Raw genomic sequence first — 16,495 nt, forward strand, 5'->3', positions numbered from 1 at the left:
TTAAGAGAGGGAGAGATACATCGAGCTTGCTCACTCCCTCTTTTTTTATTTCTCTATTTATGTTATGATTTTATTAGAACCCATAAGGAGTGAGTATGGTTAAGAGAGATTTAATTCGAAATATTATCATAGCAGTTCTTGCCATTGTAGTGATTTTGTTGTTGAGAGCTTTTGTCTTCTCAACACACCGTGTGACTGAAGGTCAGGCTAATGACTATATTCATGCTGGTGACTATGTTACTTTCAATAAAAATGTTGAGCCTCAGAAAAAAGATTTTATTCTTTATACAGTTAATGGTAAAGAATACATTGGGCGTGTTATTGCTGATGAGGGTAAGAGCGTGACAGCTATGGATGATTTCCTTTATGTTAATGATAAGTCAGTTGACGAAGCCTATATTAGTAAGGGGAAATCAGCTTATTTGGCGACAGTTTCACCTGGGAATTTCTTCACTGATGATTTTTCCATTGCAACATTGACAGATAATAAACAAACTAAGATTGAAAAGGGGCAGTACCTTGTACTGAACGATAATCGTCGTAATACAGATGATAGTCGTAAGTTTGGTCTCATTGACAAAGATCAAATTAAAGGTGTCATCTCTTTCAGATTGTATCCTCTATCACGTTTTGGTTTCGTTGATGTCGATTAATATTTCAATACTACTAAAAAGCTAGGAACTTTTGATAAGTTTCTAGCTTTTTTTGCGAATAAATTGGTGATGGTTCATATTATGACGTTATGATACTGGTAGTTTCATCGTTTTAAAATGAATTAGCAGAAATTGTAAGTAGAGAAGGAAATTAAGATGCAATTAGGATTTCATTTTGGATTTAAGAAAAGTAAAGCTTATGGACTGTGCGGTGTCATGCTGACAATCTTATTTTTAGGAATGTCTGGTCATTCGGCGAAAGCAGATGAAATGTTGTCGCCAACTGTCACATTTTCATCTTTGAAAGAAAGTACTGATAATCATGTGGCAAGCTATTCTGAAGTCGGAGTACACGATGATTCAACGAGTCAAATGAATCTACAAAGTGAAGAGGTATTAGAGGAGAAGCAAACAAGTCTAGAAGATTCTTCAAAAATAGCTGTCTTAACCAATAGTTCTGTGACCACAAGCTCTTATCAAGAGGTAGATGATCTTAGCGAAATTGACCAGAATCAACGTCATTTTCTTAGTGCCATTAAGCAAGGAGCCATGGATGGAGCCAAAGAAGGAATCCTTCCATCTATCACGGCAGCGCAAGCTATTCTAGAAAGTGGTTGGGGAAGCTCTGAACTTGCTAAGGTTCCCAACAATAATCTTTTTGGCATTAAAGATTCAGAGGACTGGCATGGAGAAATAGTAACTGTACCTACACAGGAATATCTTAATGGTGACTATATCACAGTCAATGCTGCTTTTCGAAAATATGCCTCATGGAATGATAGTGTAGTAGACCATGCAAAATTTTTCACGAGTACCGAGTGGCGAAAAGACAATTATCGAAAAGTTGTGAATGAAACAGATTATCGCATTGCGGCTCAAGAACTGAAGAATGCAGGATATGCGACAGATCCAAGTTATCCAGGGAAACTTATCCGTTTGATCGAGGCCTATAAACTTAATGAATGGGATGCAATGTGTAATAATTCCATTTCTACCGTAGAAAATGAAGGAGTAGAGAGTCAATATCCTAAAGCTGACCTTGCTATCACTGGTCTCAACAATGCTACTGGTAGCTATGATCTTGTTATCTCAAACTTGATTGCGCCACGTGGCTTCAAAGAAGTCCTAGTTCCAACTTGGTCAGAAAAGAACGGTCAAGATGATATCATTTGGTACAAGGCAGCTAAGCAAGCTAATGGAGACTATAAGGTAACTGTTCGTTCAAGCAACCATAAGGGAGATAGCGGCCTTTATAATTCTCATGTCTATTTGGTTGACAATGATGGTAAATTCATTGGCCTAGGTGGCAAACAAGTGACACTTGATATTACTAAGACTCAAGGAACATTGACTATTACCAATAATGATAAAAATCGTGGAACTTTTGACGTTCTTATCACCAATCTGACGAATCCAAGTGGTATTTCAGGTGTGGTAATACCTGTTTGGTCTGAGCAAAATGGTCAGGATGATCTTGTTTGGCATAATGCCACAAAACAGGATGATGGTTCCTACAAGGTGACTATTTCAGCCAGTCAGCACAAATGGAATTCAGGCAAGTATATCGTTCATGGCTATATTGTTGATTCTTCAGGTAAGAATATTGGCTTTGGAGCAACTTCAGCTGATGTGGTAGCCCCTAAGAAAATCGGTTCGGCATCAAGAGGAAACTACGATGTTTTAAATAAGGTTGTTTATCTAGATGCTGGCCATGGTGGCTATGATCCAGGAGCTTCGTACTTTGGTATTTCTGAAAAGAGCTTGACCTTGGCTATCCAAAGCCGAGTTAAGGCCAAATTAGAAGCAGAAGGCTATCAAGTTGTGACCACACGTACCAGCGATACCTATGTTGATTTGACGGATCGCTCTCGTGCAGCTAATGCCTCTGAATCAGATATCTTCGTAAGTATCCACATCAATGCTTCAGGCAGTTCAGCAGCACAGGGAATCGAGACTTATTATTACCAACCTTATGCAGAATACCCATCACGCATTAATGCGACCTACCATGCTAATCCGACTCGTTTGAGTATGAGCGATACCCTGGCAAATGCTATTCAGTCTAGCCTTATTAACGCAACTGGAGCTCAGAATCAGGGCGTTAAGCGTCGCACCTTTGCGGTCTTGCGAGAAACAACAGCGCCGGCAGTCCTTCTAGAACTAGGTTTCTTGTCAAATCCTCAAGAAGCCGCTCGCTTGAATACCTCTTCTTATCAAGAGACTTTAGCTAACGCAATTGTGGCAGGGATTAAGTCTTACTACGAAAAAGAATCTAAAGTTTAAGTTATATGGTTAACCCATCAATATGATGGGTTTTTATGCTATAATTGAGGTAAATACTAAATACAACTAAAGGAGTGCTTATGGGCTACGATTTACTCTTAGAGCGTTTTTTACGTTACGTTAAAATCAATACACGTAGTGACGAAAATGCGACAAGAACACCAACAACACAAAGCCAGGTAGATTTTGCCTTGAAGGTTCTAAAACCAGAATTAGAAGAACTAGGTTTAAGTAACATCCATTATTTGGAAAGTAATGGTTACCTAGTGGCAACCCTTCCGGCTAACGACGACCAGTTAACACGTAAGATTGGTTTCATCTCTCATATGGATACTGCTGATTTTAATGCAGAAGGAGTGTCCCCTCAAGTCATTGATTCCTATGATGGAGGTGTTATTCCCCTTGGAAGTTCAGGTTATAACCTAGACCCAGCTGATTTTCCAAATCTCAAGAATTATGTCGGTCAGACACTTATTACGACAGATGGCACAACTCTTCTTGGAGCTGATGATAAATCTGGTATTGCTGAGATTATGACAGCCTTGGCTTATTTGAAGGCTCATCCTGAAATCAAACATTGTGAGATTCGTGTAGGCTTTGGTCCCGATGAAGAAATCGGAATTGGCGCAGATAAATTTGATGTTGAAGATTTTGATGTCGATTTTGCCTACACAGTTGACGGTGGACCTTTGGGTGAATTACAGTATGAGACTTTCTCTGCTGCGGGAGCAGAACTTACCTTCCATGGACGTAATGTTCATCCTGGAACAGCAAAAGACCAAATGGTCAATGCCCTGCAGTTGGCAATTGATTTTCATAATCAGTTACCAGCAGAAGAACGCCCTGAGTTGACAGATGGCTATCAAGGTTTCAACCATCTTCAAACCATGACAGGTACTGTCGAAGAAGCAAAAGCATCTTATATCATCCGTGATTTTGAAACAGAGTCTTTTGAAAGTCGTAAAGCAGCCTTCCAAAAGATTGCCGATGAAATGAATAAAACTTATGGTCAGACACGAGTTGATTTGGTACTCAAAGATCAATACTATAATATGCGTCAGGTTATTGAAAAAGATATGACGCCTGTTGAGTTGGCTAAAGGAGTTATGGAGGAATTGGATATTACGCCAGTTATTGAACCCATTCGTGGTGGAACAGATGGTTCAAAGATTTCATTTATGGGTATTCCAACTCCAAACCTTTTTGCTGGGGGCGAAAATATGCATGGTCGATATGAGTTTGTTTCCTTGCAGACAATGGAAAAAGCCGTAGATGTTATTCTTGGAATTGTCAGTAAACCTTAATAGAGCTTGCTAAATACTGATTTTATGGTAAAATTAGAAGTAATGGAGGTGCTGAGATGATTAAAATTTTCGGCAAGTATCGTTACCATTGGCAACCCGAATTATCTTGGCTAATCATCTACTGGTCTTTAGCCATCACGCCAATCTTTATTGCGGCGGCCCTTCTGTTCGAGTTGTACTCGGTGCCCTCACATATTTTGATGCTCTTCACTATTTTCGTTGCCTTGTTTGGTTTAGGATTCCATCGTTACTTTATTATTGAAGATCATGGGATTCTGCGTATTGTTTCTTTCAATATTTTTAAACCACGCAAAGTGAAAATTAGTGATATTGAAAAAGTCGAAGTTATTAAAACTGGCTTGAGCCTTATTTTTAAAAATGGTAAAAAACGTCAGTTTTATATGAGAAAGTGGCCAAAGAAATATTTCTTAGATGCTTTAGCGCTTCACCCTGATTTCAAAGGTGAGGTAGAGCTATTGGATCATATGACTAACTTTGATTACTTTGCCTTTTATGAGGAATCAAAAAAAGCCCTCAAGCTTAAACTTCGCAAATAAGGGCTTTAGTGGGACAAGACTTGACAGCAGTCAAAGTCTCAGGGGTGTTTTCAATAATTTGATTGAGTTGGTCGCTATCTCTGAACCTAACAATACCTTCGTCATCATAATCGAAGACGGGAGAGTAGGTTTGGCACAAACCACAAGCGATACATTTTTCTGGAATTAATGATACTTTCATAGTATTATTTTAAAATAGATTTATTGTTTTTACAAGGAGAATATCATGAGTAAAAAACCATGGGAAGATAAGGTTTCTGACGAAGAGTTGGAAGAAGTAGTTGACGCTGATTTTCTAGATGATGAAGATGAGTTTGAGGATTATGAAGAAGAAGAGGATGTAACTCCTTCTGATGAAAAACGCGAAAAAGGTGGCGGCTTCATTAATTCATCATTCTTGACAGTCTTGCTTGGATTATTCTTTGTTATTGTTGTATGTATTTTGTTCTTTGTTTTCTATACTTCAAATGTCGGTGGAAACAAAACTGCGGAATCTAAGGAATCATCTGGATTCTACTCATCATCAACTAGCAAAGTTGTTAAATCTTCATCTAGCGAGAAAGACTCAAACAAAGATGAGGAAAGTGAGAAATCTAATACAGAAAAATCTTCAAAAGAAAAATCATCTTCAACTAAAGCATCAAGCTCTTCTAAACATGTAGTAAAAGAAGATGCAACTGAGTCAGCTGAGACAACACCATCAAGCGCTACGGCAGCAGCAGATGGTTCATCAATTGTTGTTCAATCTGGTGAAGGTGCTGGTTCAATCGCCGCACGTGCAGGTATTTCTGTAGATGAATTGGAACGTCTTAACCCTGATCACATGACAAATGGTTACTGGTATGCTAACCCAGGTGACGTCGTTAACGTTCAATAATTTTTAAAGCAAAGGAACATCATGAAAGATATTAGAATTGCTATTGATGGTCCTGCGTCAAGTGGAAAAAGTACAGTAGCCAAGATTATTGCAAAAAATCTTGGCTATACTTATCTTGACACAGGTGCCATGTACCGATCTGCAACTTATTTGGCCTTGCAGAATGGTTTAACTGAGGAAAATGTACCAGAAATTTTGGAGCAACTATCTCAATATCCGATTTCATTCGGAAAAGCAGCAGATGGTAGTCAGCAAGTTTATGTAGGTGATGTCGATATTACACACCCAATTCGTGATAACCAAGTTACAAATAATGTTTCTTGGGTCGCAGCTATTCCTGAAGTGCGTCAAGAACTCGTTGCGCAACAACAACGTATCGCTCAAGATGGGGCTATTATCATGGATGGTCGTGATATCGGAACCGTGGTTTTGCCTGATGCAGAACTCAAGATTTTCTTGATTGCTTCAGTTGATGAACGTGCGGAACGTCGTTATAAGGAAAATATCGAAAAAGGTATCCCTGCTGACCTTGAGACTCTAAAAAAAGAAATTGCTGAACGTGACTATAAAGATAGTCATCGTAAGGTGTCACCTCTTAAACCAGCGGAAGATGCCATCACTTTTGATACTACAGGTGTGTCTATTAATGGTGTTGTGGAATTTATTCAAGAAAAAGCAAAAAAAATTATTGACAAAGGATGACTCACTTGTTATACTATTAACAATGAGAAAAGCAGAAGTGAGAACTTCTCGCCTTGCGACTTAGGTTGTCTGGCCCAACATGTCAAATCCCTCTAGGGATATTATGTGTGCGGGCTTGTATATCAAGTCCGCTTTGTTTTTCTCTAAAAAAATAAAGAGGTGAAGATCATAGCTAAGAAAGATCTATTCATTAACGATGAAATTCGCGTTCGCGAAGTTCGTCTTGTTGGTCTTGATGGTGAACAATTGGGAATTAAACCATTGTCAGAAGCACAAGCTATTGCAGATGATGCAAATGTTGACTTGGTTCTCATCCAACCACAAGCTACGCCACCTGTTGCGAAGATTATGGACTACGGTAAGTTCAAATTTGAGTATCAAAAGAAACAAAAAGAACAACGTAAGAAACAAAGCGTTGTTACCGTTAAGGAAGTTCGTTTGAGTCCAGTTATTGATAAAGGTGACTTTGAAACTAAACTTCGTAATGGCCGTAAATTCCTTGAAAAAGGAAACAAGGTTAAAGTTTCTATCCGATTTAAAGGTCGTATGATTACTCACAAAGAAATCGGAGCTAAGGTCTTGGCGGAATTTGCTAAAAAAACGCAAGATATTGCGATTATTGAGCAAAGAGCGAAGATGGATGGACGTCAAATGTTCATGCAACTTGCACCAATTCCTGACAAAAAATAATTGTCAAACTAACACTATTTTAAGAGGAGAATTTTAAAATGCCAAAACAAAAAACACACCGCGCATCAGCTAAACGTTTCAAACGTACAGGTTCAGGTGGATTGAAACGCTTCCGTGCCTTCACATCTCACCGTTTCCACGGTAAAACTAAAAAACAACGTCGTCACCTTCGTAAAGCATCAATGGTACATTCAGGTGACTTTAAACGTATCAAATCAATGCTTTCACAAATGCGTTAATTCGCTACAAGCATTACAATTTAACTAAACTAGAATTAATTCGGAGGAATATATAAATGGCTCGTGTTAAAGGTGGCGTTGTATCACGCAAACGTCGTAAACGTGTATTGAAACTTGCTAAAGGTTACTATGGTGCAAAACACATCTTGTTCCGTACTGCAAAAGAACAAGTAATGAACTCTTACTACTATGCATACCGTGACCGTCGTCAAAAGAAACGTGATTTCCGTAAACTTTGGATCACACGTATCAATGCGGCAGCTCGTTTGAATGGTTTGTCATACTCACAATTGATGCACGGTTTGAAATTGGCTGAAATCGAAGTTAACCGTAAAATGCTTGCTGATTTGGCAGTTAAAGATGCAGCAGCTTTCACAGCTCTTGCAGATGCAGCTAAAGCAAAACTTGGTAAATAAGAATTAAGGTGGGTCTTTCCCATCTTTTTTTGTGGGGGTAATCATGATTCGTTTAGCAAAATTTGAAGATATTCCAAGATTGCAGGAATTATTGGAGCAGATTCTTATTGTTCATCATCAAGCACGCCCTGATGTTTTTAAGTCAGAAGGCAGTAAATTTACAGATGCAGAGTTAGAAGCAGTAATTAATGATTCAAAAAAACCTGTGTTTGTGTACGAGGATGACGAAGGGCGTATCTTGGGCCATCTTTTCTTAATGATTAAAGAAGAAACTGAAAAAGATGGTCCACAAAAGGCTGTTAAGACTCTTTTTATTGATGATTTATGTGTTGATAAGGATGCTCGAGGTCAAAAATTAGGAGAAAAGCTTTACCAATTTGCCTTGGACTATGCTAAGGAGCTAGGTTGTTATAATCTGACACTTCACGTATGGAATGATAATGCAGGTGCTCTACGTTTTTACGAACGTTTAGGTATGAAACCGAGATATACAGAAATGGAAACTATCCTAAAATAATACGTTTTCATGAGAGAAATTTAACTTACGAGGAAAAAATATTTTTGATATGCTAAAAGAGAACTTTTAGAAATGGAGAATTTTAATGCCTCGTAATTTTAAAGAAGCTTTGCTTTTTACGTTTTTGATGTGTGGAATGATGGTCTGTGGGATGAGTCTCTGGAATCTTCTCATCCTTGATTGGACTGGAGTAGTTCCCTTTGCTTGGGGTCACTTTTTCCAAGGTTATCTTCCTGGATTTGTGGTTGCTTTCTTACTTGATATGCTTTTGGTGGGACCACTAGCCAAAACAATAGCATTTGCAATTTTGCATAAAGTAAAAGCCCATGATAAACGATGGGCAAAGATTTTAGTGATTTCTGGAACCATGGCGCTATTTATGGTAACGTTTATGTCATTCTATGGATTAGTTTACAACAGTCAGTCGGTGACGCTATTATCCTATGGTCGTGCTTGGTTGACAAATGTTATCATGGCTTTACCACTTAATTTTCTAGTGGTTGGTCCAATCTCACGTTTTATCTTGGGAAAACTACAAAAACCATTGCCTGGTGAAGAAGTCGTTGAGAATTTTGACGACGATGATGAATTACCAACGATAATATAAAAAAACTGGAGTTTCTTTCCAGTTTTTTTATATCAAAAGCAGCCACGGATGTGACTGCTTAATGATGATTAGTTTTTCTTCTTCATTTCACCATGTGGGTAGTAAGTTCCCTCTGGCATATCATTAATGAAAACATGAATGGCTTCTTTAGGTGCTTTGGCAACACGTGATACAACCTCAGTAACTTCGCGAGCAAGTTCGATTTTTTGTTCTTCAGTACGACCTTCAAAGAGATCAATCTTTACAAATGGCATAATGCATCTCCTTAGTTTTGATAGTCCTATTATAGCATTAATGAAGAGAATATTCTAAAGTTTATGGAAATTCTTGAAATGATATTATCAAAATGCTACAATGTGCTGATTCCTAATAGGAGGGTCTAAAGTATAAAGAGCTAGATAGTCAAGAGCTTTACCTCTTAGCTGATATAAATGCTATTACTTTAGATTCGAGTGTTCCTGATTTAGGAATTTTTCACATTCTATTAAAGATGGTATGAAGTCTTTTGACATTCGGTAAGGGATTGCATTTTTTATTGGCTTTGTTTATAAGGGATGAAAACTCTTACTAAAAATGGTAAAATAGTGCTAACTAGAGACAGTAAGGAGTAAATTATGACAATTGATTTTCGTGCCGAAGTTGATAAGCGCAAAGATGCCTTGATGGAGGACCTTTTTGGTCTTTTGCGTATTAACTCAGAACGTGATGACAGTAAGGTTGATGATAAGCACCCATTTGGTCCTGGACCAGTAAAAGCTTTGGAACATTTTCTTGCTTTAGCTGAACGTGATGGTTATAAAACTCGTAATATTGATAATTATGCTGGTGACTTTGAATTTGGTCAAGGTGATGAAGTATTGGGTATCTTTGCACACTTGGATGTAGTTCCAGCTGGGAGTGGTTGGGATACAGATCCTTATGAACCTGTAATCAAAGATGGCAAACTTTATGCTCGTGGGTCATCAGATGATAAAGGCCCAACAATGGCTTGTTACTATGCCTTGAAAATTATTAAAGAACTCGAGCTTCCAGTATCTAAGCGTGTGCGTTTCATTGTTGGTACTGATGAAGAATCTGGTTGGGGCGATATGGATTATTACTTCGCTCATAATGGGTTGAAAGATCCTGATTTTGGTTTTTCACCTGATGCAGAATTTCCAATTATCAATGGTGAAAAGGGTAATATTACAGCTTATCTCCATTTTGAAGGTCAAAATGATGGAGAATTTAGCCTTGTGTCTTTTAATGGTGGTTTGCGTGAAAATATGGTTCCTGAATCTGCAAGTGCAGATTTCACTGGACCTATCACTTTGAAAGAAATCGAGGCTAAATTAAAAGACTTTGTTGCTGACCAAGAGGTGACTGGTCAAGTGATTGAAGAAGCAGGTATTTTTCATGTGACTATTCATGGGAAATCTGCTCATGGTATGATGCCTCAAAATGGTATTAATGGAGCAACCTACTTGGCACTCTTCCTTAGCCAATTTGATTTTCAAGGTAATGCTAAAAAGTATTTGGATTTAATTGCTGAAACATTGCATAAAGATTTCTTTGGTGAAAAAGTAGGTCTTGCTTACACAGATCCTAAGATGGGTGAATTGACCATGAATGCTGGGGTGTTTCATTTCAATAAGGAATCAGCAGATAATACAATCGCTTTGAATTTCCGCTACCCTCAAGGGGTTGATACGGACGCTATTAAGGATGGTCTTGAAAAACTTGAAGGTCCTAAGGCAGTTAGTCTCTCAGAACATGGTCATGTGCCACATTATGTACCAGTTGATGATCCTATGGTAGAGACTCTTCTTTCAGTCTATGAGAAACAAACAGGACTTAAAGGTCATGAACAAATTATTGGTGGTGGGACATTTGGACGTCTCCTAAAACGTGGTGTTGCCTATGGAGCTATGTTCCCTGGTTATGTCAACACTATGCACCAAGCGAATGAGTTTACTGAGGTTGAAGACTTGTACCGTGCAGCTGCCATTTATGCAGAAGCTATCTATGAGTTAATCAAATAAAAAAGAGAGACAGTTTTGTCTCTTTTTTGAGGAGGAAAATATGGAAACACTCGATGAATTAACACAAGCCATTATGGCTGATGAACAAAATAAAGTTTATACGGAACAAGGTATAAAACCCTTGTTTTCCATTCCAAAAACGGCTCGGATTAATATCGTTGGACAAGCTCCTGGTATTCGTGCCCAAGAGTCTGGCCTTTACTGGAATGATCCTAGTGGTGATAATCTCAGGGATTGGATGGGGGTTTCACGCGAAGAATTCTATGAATCTGGTATGTTTGCTATTGTACCAATGGATTTTTATTTCCCAGGTCATGGTAAATCAGGTGATTTACCTCCTCGCAAAGGATTTGCAGATAAGTGGCATGAGAAAGTTCTTGCTTTAGCTCCTGATATCCAATTGACGATTTTAGTAGGTAATTATGCACAGCATTACTATTTACATCAAAAATCGTCAGCAAAATTAACAGATACAGTTAAGCATTACAAAGATTATCTACCAGAGTTTTTCCCTCTCGTTCATCCTTCTCCTCGAAATAATATTTGGCAAGCAAAAAATCCATGGTTTATGGAAGAAGTAGTTCCAGATTTGAAGGCCTTGGTCAAAAAAATCTTAAGTCGATGATGTCTGATATCTGCACTTGGATTGTCATTTGGTATTGTTTCAAATCAATGAAGCAACTATCAGAACATACCCAAATATTGTAAAGATTTTAGCCCTTTGGGGCTTTTTTTGATGGTTTAATAAATTATTCGGGAAAAATAATTAATAAAAAATCTAATATTAAACTTATCTACAGCCACTTAATTCTAATTTTCAGAAGAAGTAACATATAAAAGATACTGTCAATAATTATGTGTAAACACTCAAGTAGAGTTGAAGAATGTTAATCAAATTAGCTTTCAAGTGTGTCAGAACATTGGCCAAACCCTTTATAGATGCGTTGACTTTGCTTGAAATTATAATCTTCAAACAGGATAACTAAATAACGTTCCAGAGCCTCCTCGTTAGGGAAAAGAACCTGCTTTTTCGTTTGACGTTTGATTTCTTTGTTAAGAGACTCAATGAGGTTTGTCGAATTAATGCTGTGCCAAATCTGGTAGGGAAACTGATAAAAAGTTAAAAGATTATCCGTATTCTCCAGACTTTCCATGACTTTCCTATACTTTGGTTTCCATTCGGCGATAAAGTCCTCTAAAGCTTGCACTGCCATTTCTAAATTTTCAGCACGATAAATCGTTTTAAATTGCTCCAGAATAACCGCTCTATCTGCTCGTTTCACTTTACTAGCTAGATTTCGTCTAATATGAATTAAGCAACGTTGTTGTTTAGCTAATGGGTAAGCCTGACTGATAATCTGCTCAAGCCCCTTGAAGCCATCGGTCACTACAAGAGAAACCTGTTGGATTCCTTGGTTTTGAAGCTTGTCTAACAGGGTGGACCAAGAAGCATTGTTTTCATTTTGGGGCAATCTCATATCCAAGAACAGCCTTCTGTCCTTCTGGTGTAACGCCAAGTGCGATATGAATACATTCTTTACTAACGGTTCCACGTCTTAATGGAAGATAGGTTCTGTCAAGAAATAAAACAGAGTAATTGGCTTCTAAGCTTTGCTCATGAAAAGCAGCGACATTCTCCTGAGTTGCTTTTGAGATATTAGAAATTGTGGCAGGACTATAGTGATGACCATACATTCGCTCGATGATGTCACTAATTTCTCGAGTCGTTACACCGGTTTGATAGAGTTTGATAACCATCTCTTCCAAGTGGTCATCTCTACGCCCATAAGCAGGTATCAAAGATGGACTAAAGTTCCCATTACACTCTCTTGGAATAGTTAACTGAACAGTCCCATATTTGGTTTCAAATTTCCGTGAATAGGTTCCGTTACGACTATTACCAGAAATATAGCCTACTTTTTCGTAAGGCTCATACCCTAAAAAGGCTGACAATTCTGATTGAAGGAGATCATTCATAGCTGTTTCAAGAGAAGTATGGAAAAATTCATCAATATCTTGCTTTTGGGCTAGGATGTTAAGTAAAATATGTTGGTAAACTGAGCCATAGGAATAAATCTCTTTCTAGTAATGTGTTGCAACTCTACTATAACAGATTTATTCCTTTTGTGTTTACACAACTTATTTTACACTACCAAACTAATAAATATAGGAAGATAAAGGAGAGAATCTAGGTAGATAGCTATCCGAAAGCTAAATATCACAATGAAAATCAAAATGAAAGCTTATTATCGCTTGTTTTTCATGATTTTTTCAATAAAAAAACATTAAAGTGAATCATCCTGTATATTATAAAATTAAACCTTCTATTTACAACGAAAACACTATTTATTATAGGGTTTTATCTATCAAATACTTTGATATTAAAAAGTATTTGAATTTAAGAATCTAATAGAATTTAAAGGAATGGATGTTTTTATGAGATATCTCAAATTGACAAGGTTCTTTCTTTTGTTAGAATATGAACATAACTAAATATAGAAGGACGTAATTTAAATGGGGAAAAAGGAATTACAACGTTATTCACTCAGAAAGTCTAGCCTTGGTGCGGCTTCTGTTCTTTTGGGGACTGCAGTTCTTGCAGTAGGAGCTTCAAATGCAAGCGCTGATGAAGTATCAACAACTACAGATTCAGTAACACCAGCAGTTGAAGCAACAGATGCTGTTGAAGAAAGCACTTCTGCCGTAGCAGATTCAACTGAGAAGAAGGTTGTTAACGTTACTGAAGAAGGCAACACAACTGTTACAACGAGTGAAGTAACAAATACAAGCTTAGAAGCTGCAAAAACAGCTGCAACTAACGAAGGGGTTGAGGTTAAGGAAGAACCTGCTCAAACCAAAGAAACTGTTGAAGCAGCTGCTGCAGATAATAAAGCACAAGCAGAGAAAATCAATACAGTCGTTTCAGATTATAAAGCGGCTAAAGAACAATACAAGTCAGATAAAGCTGACTATGATAAAGCAAAAGCAAACTACGATGCCAAATTAGCTGAGAAAGCACTTGCTGATAAAACAAATGCTGAAGCTCAGGCTAAATATGATACTGAAAAAACAGCTTATGATAAAGCTTCAGAGCAATACCAAATTGCTAAGCAAGCTTATGACTCAGCCCTTTCAGAGTACAAGACTAAGAAAGTTACTTATGATGCTAAGGTAGCAGAAAAAGAAGTAGCTGATAAAGAAAATGCCTTGTCTGCAGCTAAATACCAAGCAGAATTGGCAACTTATAACCAAGCAAAAGCTGATTATGAAGCAGCTCTTGCACAGTACAATAGCGATAAAGCCAAATACAATGCTGAAAAAGCTAATTATGATAATAAAGTAGCTGAAAAAGTTGTTACTGAAAAACGTAACGCTGAAGCTGAAGCTAAATATCAAACTGAGCTTGCAGCATATAATGAAGCAAAAGCTAAATATGATGTAGAAAAAGCAGCATATGACAAGAATCTTGAACTTTATAACGCTAAGAAAACAGCTTATGAAGCAGATCTTGAAACAAAACAAGCTATTGAAAAATACAATGCAGATGCTAAAGCTAAATACGAAGCAGCCTTGGTTGTCTACAATGAGCAAAAAGCTAAATATGACCAAGAGTACCTTGAGTATCAAAACAAATTAGCTGTCTACCAAACAGCACTTAAACAATACCAAGAAGCTAAAACAGCTTACGATAAATACATGAATGATCCTGTATATCGTAACCTTAAAGATGCTGAAGTTGTTCAAGAATTGACCTTCCAACGTGAAAACGATGCAACACACAAAGTTGAAGGTGTAAGCAACTACTTGACAAAAGAAGCACAAGAGCGTCTTAACACAAGTAATGTTTTCCAATATGACTCTAACAAGTTACAAGCATCTGACATTGTTTCAAATAGCCCATGGACAAATACTGAAGACGAGTGGGTTCAAGTTAAAGAAGGTGACAAATTTGTTGTTACTTATGATGGTTTGAACCAATCAAGCATGATTGTTGAGAATGAAGCATCAGCAATCAAACGTGTTGTTTACCGCTACGAAATTGTTAGCCTTCCATCAAACGACGGAAAAGGTATCGCGAAAATCAGTAAGGATCCAACAGTAACTATGACAGTTGGTGCATCAACTGATCAAGATAAACCAGTTAAAGTAGCAGTAGATGTTGAGTTTTACGATAAAGATGGTAAAATGTTCAACCTTAGTGAGCGTAATGCTATCGTAGCACTTAACTCACTAAACCACTGGAATGGTGCAGCTTATGTTGAAACATCTGAGCGCCCACGTCCACTTACAGTAGAAGCGAAAGACGTTAATGGTAATACTATCCGCGGTACATATAATCCTTACGCAGATGGCTCTACTTTGGCAATCCAAAACGGTGAAGTTGTTACTAAATCTGGATACGCTGATTTCGGTGGCGCTACTGTTAACATTTCTGATGAGAACCCACTTAAGGTAGTTGTTCCTATCACTGACTGGAATGGTTCAGAATGGGTTGTCTCACGTGAAATTCCATCTGATGTAACAACTCTTAATGCTTCAGGTAGTGGTAATGGACACGCTCTTGGTAACCAAGATTATACATTTGGTGATAAGGATGATGTTATTGGTTCGTACAGCGTTTCTGCTGAAACTGGTTTGATTACATTCACACCTAAGAAAAAATACCAATCAACACGTCACCAAGAATATGTAAATATTGGTGATAACCAATTCATCGCTATTCCAAAATCATCAGTTACTTATGATGCTGCTACTAAAGAAGTAACATCAGTCAATGATAACCAATACATTGACCATGGTGCAGTCTTTAATGGTGAGACAACGTCTGAATTGACAGGTTGGGATAACGCTGATTCACCTTACCTCTATTATGGAGGTGCAGGTATCAAGATGACAAATGGTCACTTGGTATTTACTGCTGAAGGTGCAAATGCTGATGGTGCACCAACAGTATATTGGTTCGCAATCAACTCTAATCTTGGTTTGCCTAAGAATCCAGGTGAAAAACCTGAAGAGCCTAAGGCACCAACACCACCGACAGCACCGGTTAAACCAGTTATTAAAACAGTTGGTATCAATCCACAAGCACCAACACCACCAACACCACCAAAAGAGCCAGTGGCGCCAACGCCACCAACTCCAGAGGTAGTTGAAGTACCTGGTAAACCACAAGCACCAACACCACCAACAGGTCCAACGGCACCAACGCCACCAACACCAAAAGTGGTTGAAGTACCTGGTAAACCACAAGCACCAACACCACCAACAGGTCCAACGGCACCAACGCCACCAACACCAAAAGTAGTTGAAGTTCCTGCTAAACCAGTAGAACCTAAAACTCCTGAAAAACCAAGTGTTGTATGGCACAAGAACTATGTCGTTGAGAGAGAGTCTCACGTGGTACCACCAACACCACCGACTCCACAAACACCACCAACACCTGTTACTCCTCCAACTCCAGTGACACCGCCAACTACACCAACTCCAGATACTGAAGTTCCTGTAGTGCCTCAAGCTGAGTTGCCACAAACTGGTGAGCACACTAGCAATGCTGGATTTATTGGACTTCTTTCAATGATTTTTGCAGCCTTTGTAGGATTCTTCAAACGTCGTAAAGAAGATTAAGTGG

At 38.1% G+C, this 16,495-nt stretch carries 16 protein-coding genes, 1 pseudogene and 1 other annotated feature; of the genes and pseudogenes, 14 read left to right on the forward strand and 3 right to left on the reverse strand.

All coding sequences use genetic code 11. From position 1 onward, the window contains the following. Positions 1 to 95 precede the first annotated feature (95 nt). From lepB to BSR19_RS05050, 4 genes are all read left to right on the forward strand, one after another. Positions 96 to 653, forward strand: a complete 558-nt coding sequence (lepB, locus tag BSR19_RS05035; protein ID WP_037597744.1) for a signal peptidase I — start codon at positions 96 to 98, stop codon at positions 651 to 653. 156 nt (positions 654 to 809) lie between these two features. Next, complete coding sequence (locus tag BSR19_RS05040; protein WP_156246684.1) at positions 810 to 2,936, forward strand: GBS Bsp-like repeat-containing protein; 2,127 nt, start codon at positions 810 to 812, stop codon at positions 2,934 to 2,936. Between the two features lie 80 nt (positions 2,937 to 3,016). Further along, positions 3,017 to 4,240 (forward strand): peptidase T, encoded by a 1,224-nt coding sequence (gene pepT / locus BSR19_RS05045; protein WP_156246685.1) that lies wholly within the window; start codon positions 3,017 to 3,019, stop codon positions 4,238 to 4,240. Positions 4,241 to 4,296: 56 nt separating this feature from the next. Then, the gene (locus BSR19_RS05050; protein ID WP_002890860.1) at positions 4,297 to 4,797 is read left to right on the forward strand and encodes an EbsA family protein; all 501 of its coding nucleotides are present in this window, start codon (positions 4,297 to 4,299) and stop codon (positions 4,795 to 4,797) included. Here the strand turns inward: BSR19_RS05050 and BSR19_RS05055 are convergent. After that, positions 4,781 to 4,978 carry a ferredoxin gene (locus tag BSR19_RS05055; RefSeq protein ID WP_002890861.1) on the reverse strand — a complete coding sequence of 66 codons (198 nt, stop codon included), beginning with the start codon at positions 4,976 to 4,978 and terminating at the stop codon, positions 4,781 to 4,783. The genes BSR19_RS05050 and BSR19_RS05055 overlap by 17 nt on opposite strands. A 45-nt stretch (positions 4,979 to 5,023) precedes the next feature. Here BSR19_RS05055 and BSR19_RS05060 point away from each other — a divergent pair, with 45 nt between their 5' ends. The 7 genes from BSR19_RS05060 to BSR19_RS11600 all read left to right on the forward strand — a co-directional run bounded on the left by BSR19_RS05060 (position 5,024) and on the right by BSR19_RS11600 (position 8,845). Beyond that, the gene (locus BSR19_RS05060) at positions 5,024 to 5,674 is read left to right on the forward strand and encodes an SAG1386/EF1546 family surface-associated protein (RefSeq protein WP_073685942.1); all 651 of its coding nucleotides are present in this window, start codon (positions 5,024 to 5,026) and stop codon (positions 5,672 to 5,674) included. A 21-nt stretch (positions 5,675 to 5,695) separates the two neighbouring features. Continuing rightward, positions 5,696 to 6,376 carry a (d)CMP kinase gene (gene cmk / locus BSR19_RS05065; RefSeq protein WP_156246686.1) on the forward strand — a complete coding sequence of 227 codons (681 nt, stop codon included), beginning with the start codon at positions 5,696 to 5,698 and terminating at the stop codon, positions 6,374 to 6,376. A 23-nt stretch (positions 6,377 to 6,399) separates the two neighbouring features. After that, positions 6,400 to 6,522, forward strand: a sequence feature (ribosomal protein L20 leader region). A gap of 13 nt (positions 6,523 to 6,535) precedes the next feature. Further along, on the forward strand, positions 6,536 to 7,066 hold the full coding sequence (gene infC, locus BSR19_RS05070) for a translation initiation factor IF-3 (RefSeq protein ID WP_156246687.1): 531 nt from the start codon (positions 6,536 to 6,538) through the stop codon (positions 7,064 to 7,066). A 38-nt stretch (positions 7,067 to 7,104) separates the two neighbouring features. Beyond that, positions 7,105 to 7,305 (forward strand): 50S ribosomal protein L35, encoded by a 201-nt coding sequence (rpmI, locus tag BSR19_RS05075; RefSeq protein WP_002885093.1) that lies wholly within the window; start codon positions 7,105 to 7,107, stop codon positions 7,303 to 7,305. 56 nt (positions 7,306 to 7,361) lie between these two features. Beyond that, positions 7,362 to 7,721 (forward strand): 50S ribosomal protein L20, encoded by a 360-nt coding sequence (gene rplT / locus BSR19_RS05080; RefSeq protein ID WP_156246688.1) that lies wholly within the window; start codon positions 7,362 to 7,364, stop codon positions 7,719 to 7,721. Between the two features lie 43 nt (positions 7,722 to 7,764). Continuing rightward, a complete protein-coding gene (locus BSR19_RS05085; protein ID WP_073690063.1) occupies positions 7,765 to 8,238 on the forward strand; it encodes a GNAT family N-acetyltransferase in 474 nt (157 codons plus the stop codon). Between the two features lie 85 nt (positions 8,239 to 8,323). After that, complete coding sequence (locus BSR19_RS11600) at positions 8,324 to 8,845, forward strand: hypothetical protein (protein ID WP_002890867.1); 522 nt, start codon at positions 8,324 to 8,326, stop codon at positions 8,843 to 8,845. A gap of 68 nt (positions 8,846 to 8,913) precedes the next feature. On the opposite strand, the gene BSR19_RS05095 is transcribed toward BSR19_RS11600, so the two are convergent. Beyond that, a complete protein-coding gene (locus tag BSR19_RS05095) occupies positions 8,914 to 9,099 on the reverse strand; it encodes a 4-oxalocrotonate tautomerase (protein WP_002885057.1) in 186 nt (61 codons plus the stop codon). A gap of 360 nt (positions 9,100 to 9,459) precedes the next feature. On the opposite strand from BSR19_RS05095, the gene pepV reads away from it, so the two are divergent. Further along, positions 9,460 to 10,866 carry a dipeptidase PepV gene (pepV, locus tag BSR19_RS05100; protein ID WP_060972406.1) on the forward strand — a complete coding sequence of 469 codons (1,407 nt, stop codon included), beginning with the start codon at positions 9,460 to 9,462 and terminating at the stop codon, positions 10,864 to 10,866. A gap of 40 nt (positions 10,867 to 10,906) precedes the next feature. Then, the gene (locus BSR19_RS05105) at positions 10,907 to 11,491 is read left to right on the forward strand and encodes a uracil-DNA glycosylase family protein (protein WP_060972405.1); all 585 of its coding nucleotides are present in this window, start codon (positions 10,907 to 10,909) and stop codon (positions 11,489 to 11,491) included. Between the two features lie 271 nt (positions 11,492 to 11,762). On the opposite strand, the pseudogene BSR19_RS05110 reads toward BSR19_RS05105, so the two are convergent. Continuing rightward, positions 11,763 to 12,912, reverse strand: a pseudogene (locus tag BSR19_RS05110) (IS256 family transposase). 468 nt (positions 12,913 to 13,380) lie between these two features. Between BSR19_RS05110 and BSR19_RS05115 the strand changes: the two are divergent. Then, positions 13,381 to 16,491: an LPXTG cell wall anchor domain-containing protein gene (locus tag BSR19_RS05115; RefSeq protein WP_156246689.1), complete on the forward strand. Its 3,111-nt coding sequence runs from the start codon at positions 13,381 to 13,383 to the stop codon at positions 16,489 to 16,491. Positions 16,492 to 16,495: the final 4 nt, after the last annotated feature.

The organism is Streptococcus salivarius (assembly GCF_009738225.1).
Classification (GTDB): domain Bacteria; phylum Bacillota; class Bacilli; order Lactobacillales; family Streptococcaceae; genus Streptococcus.

Excerpts from the sequence above, each read along its gene's own strand:
- BSR19_RS05105 (WP_060972405.1), top strand. The coding sequence starts at position 10,907 with ATGGAAACACTCGATGAATTAACACAAGCCATTATGGCTGATGAACAA.
- lepB (WP_037597744.1), top strand. The coding sequence starts at position 96 with ATGGTTAAGAGAGATTTAATTCGAAATATTATCATAGCAGTTCTTGCC.
- BSR19_RS05040 (WP_156246684.1), top strand. The coding sequence starts at position 810 with ATGCAATTAGGATTTCATTTTGGATTTAAGAAAAGTAAAGCTTATGGA.
- BSR19_RS05115 (WP_156246689.1), top strand. The coding sequence starts at position 13,381 with ATGGGGAAAAAGGAATTACAACGTTATTCACTCAGAAAGTCTAGCCTT.
- BSR19_RS05095 (WP_002885057.1), bottom strand. The coding sequence starts at position 9,099 with ATGCCATTTGTAAAGATTGATCTCTTTGAAGGTCGTACTGAAGAACAA.
- BSR19_RS05085 (WP_073690063.1), top strand. The coding sequence starts at position 7,765 with ATGATTCGTTTAGCAAAATTTGAAGATATTCCAAGATTGCAGGAATTA.
- pepT (WP_156246685.1), top strand. The coding sequence starts at position 3,017 with ATGGGCTACGATTTACTCTTAGAGCGTTTTTTACGTTACGTTAAAATC.
- BSR19_RS05055 (WP_002890861.1), bottom strand. The coding sequence starts at position 4,978 with ATGAAAGTATCATTAATTCCAGAAAAATGTATCGCTTGTGGTTTGTGC.
- cmk (WP_156246686.1), top strand. The coding sequence starts at position 5,696 with ATGAAAGATATTAGAATTGCTATTGATGGTCCTGCGTCAAGTGGAAAA.
- pepV (WP_060972406.1), top strand. The coding sequence starts at position 9,460 with ATGACAATTGATTTTCGTGCCGAAGTTGATAAGCGCAAAGATGCCTTG.
- rpmI (WP_002885093.1), top strand. The coding sequence starts at position 7,105 with ATGCCAAAACAAAAAACACACCGCGCATCAGCTAAACGTTTCAAACGT.
- BSR19_RS05050 (WP_002890860.1), top strand. The coding sequence starts at position 4,297 with ATGATTAAAATTTTCGGCAAGTATCGTTACCATTGGCAACCCGAATTA.
- BSR19_RS11600 (WP_002890867.1), top strand. The coding sequence starts at position 8,324 with ATGCCTCGTAATTTTAAAGAAGCTTTGCTTTTTACGTTTTTGATGTGT.
- BSR19_RS05060 (WP_073685942.1), top strand. The coding sequence starts at position 5,024 with ATGAGTAAAAAACCATGGGAAGATAAGGTTTCTGACGAAGAGTTGGAA.
- rplT (WP_156246688.1), top strand. The coding sequence starts at position 7,362 with ATGGCTCGTGTTAAAGGTGGCGTTGTATCACGCAAACGTCGTAAACGT.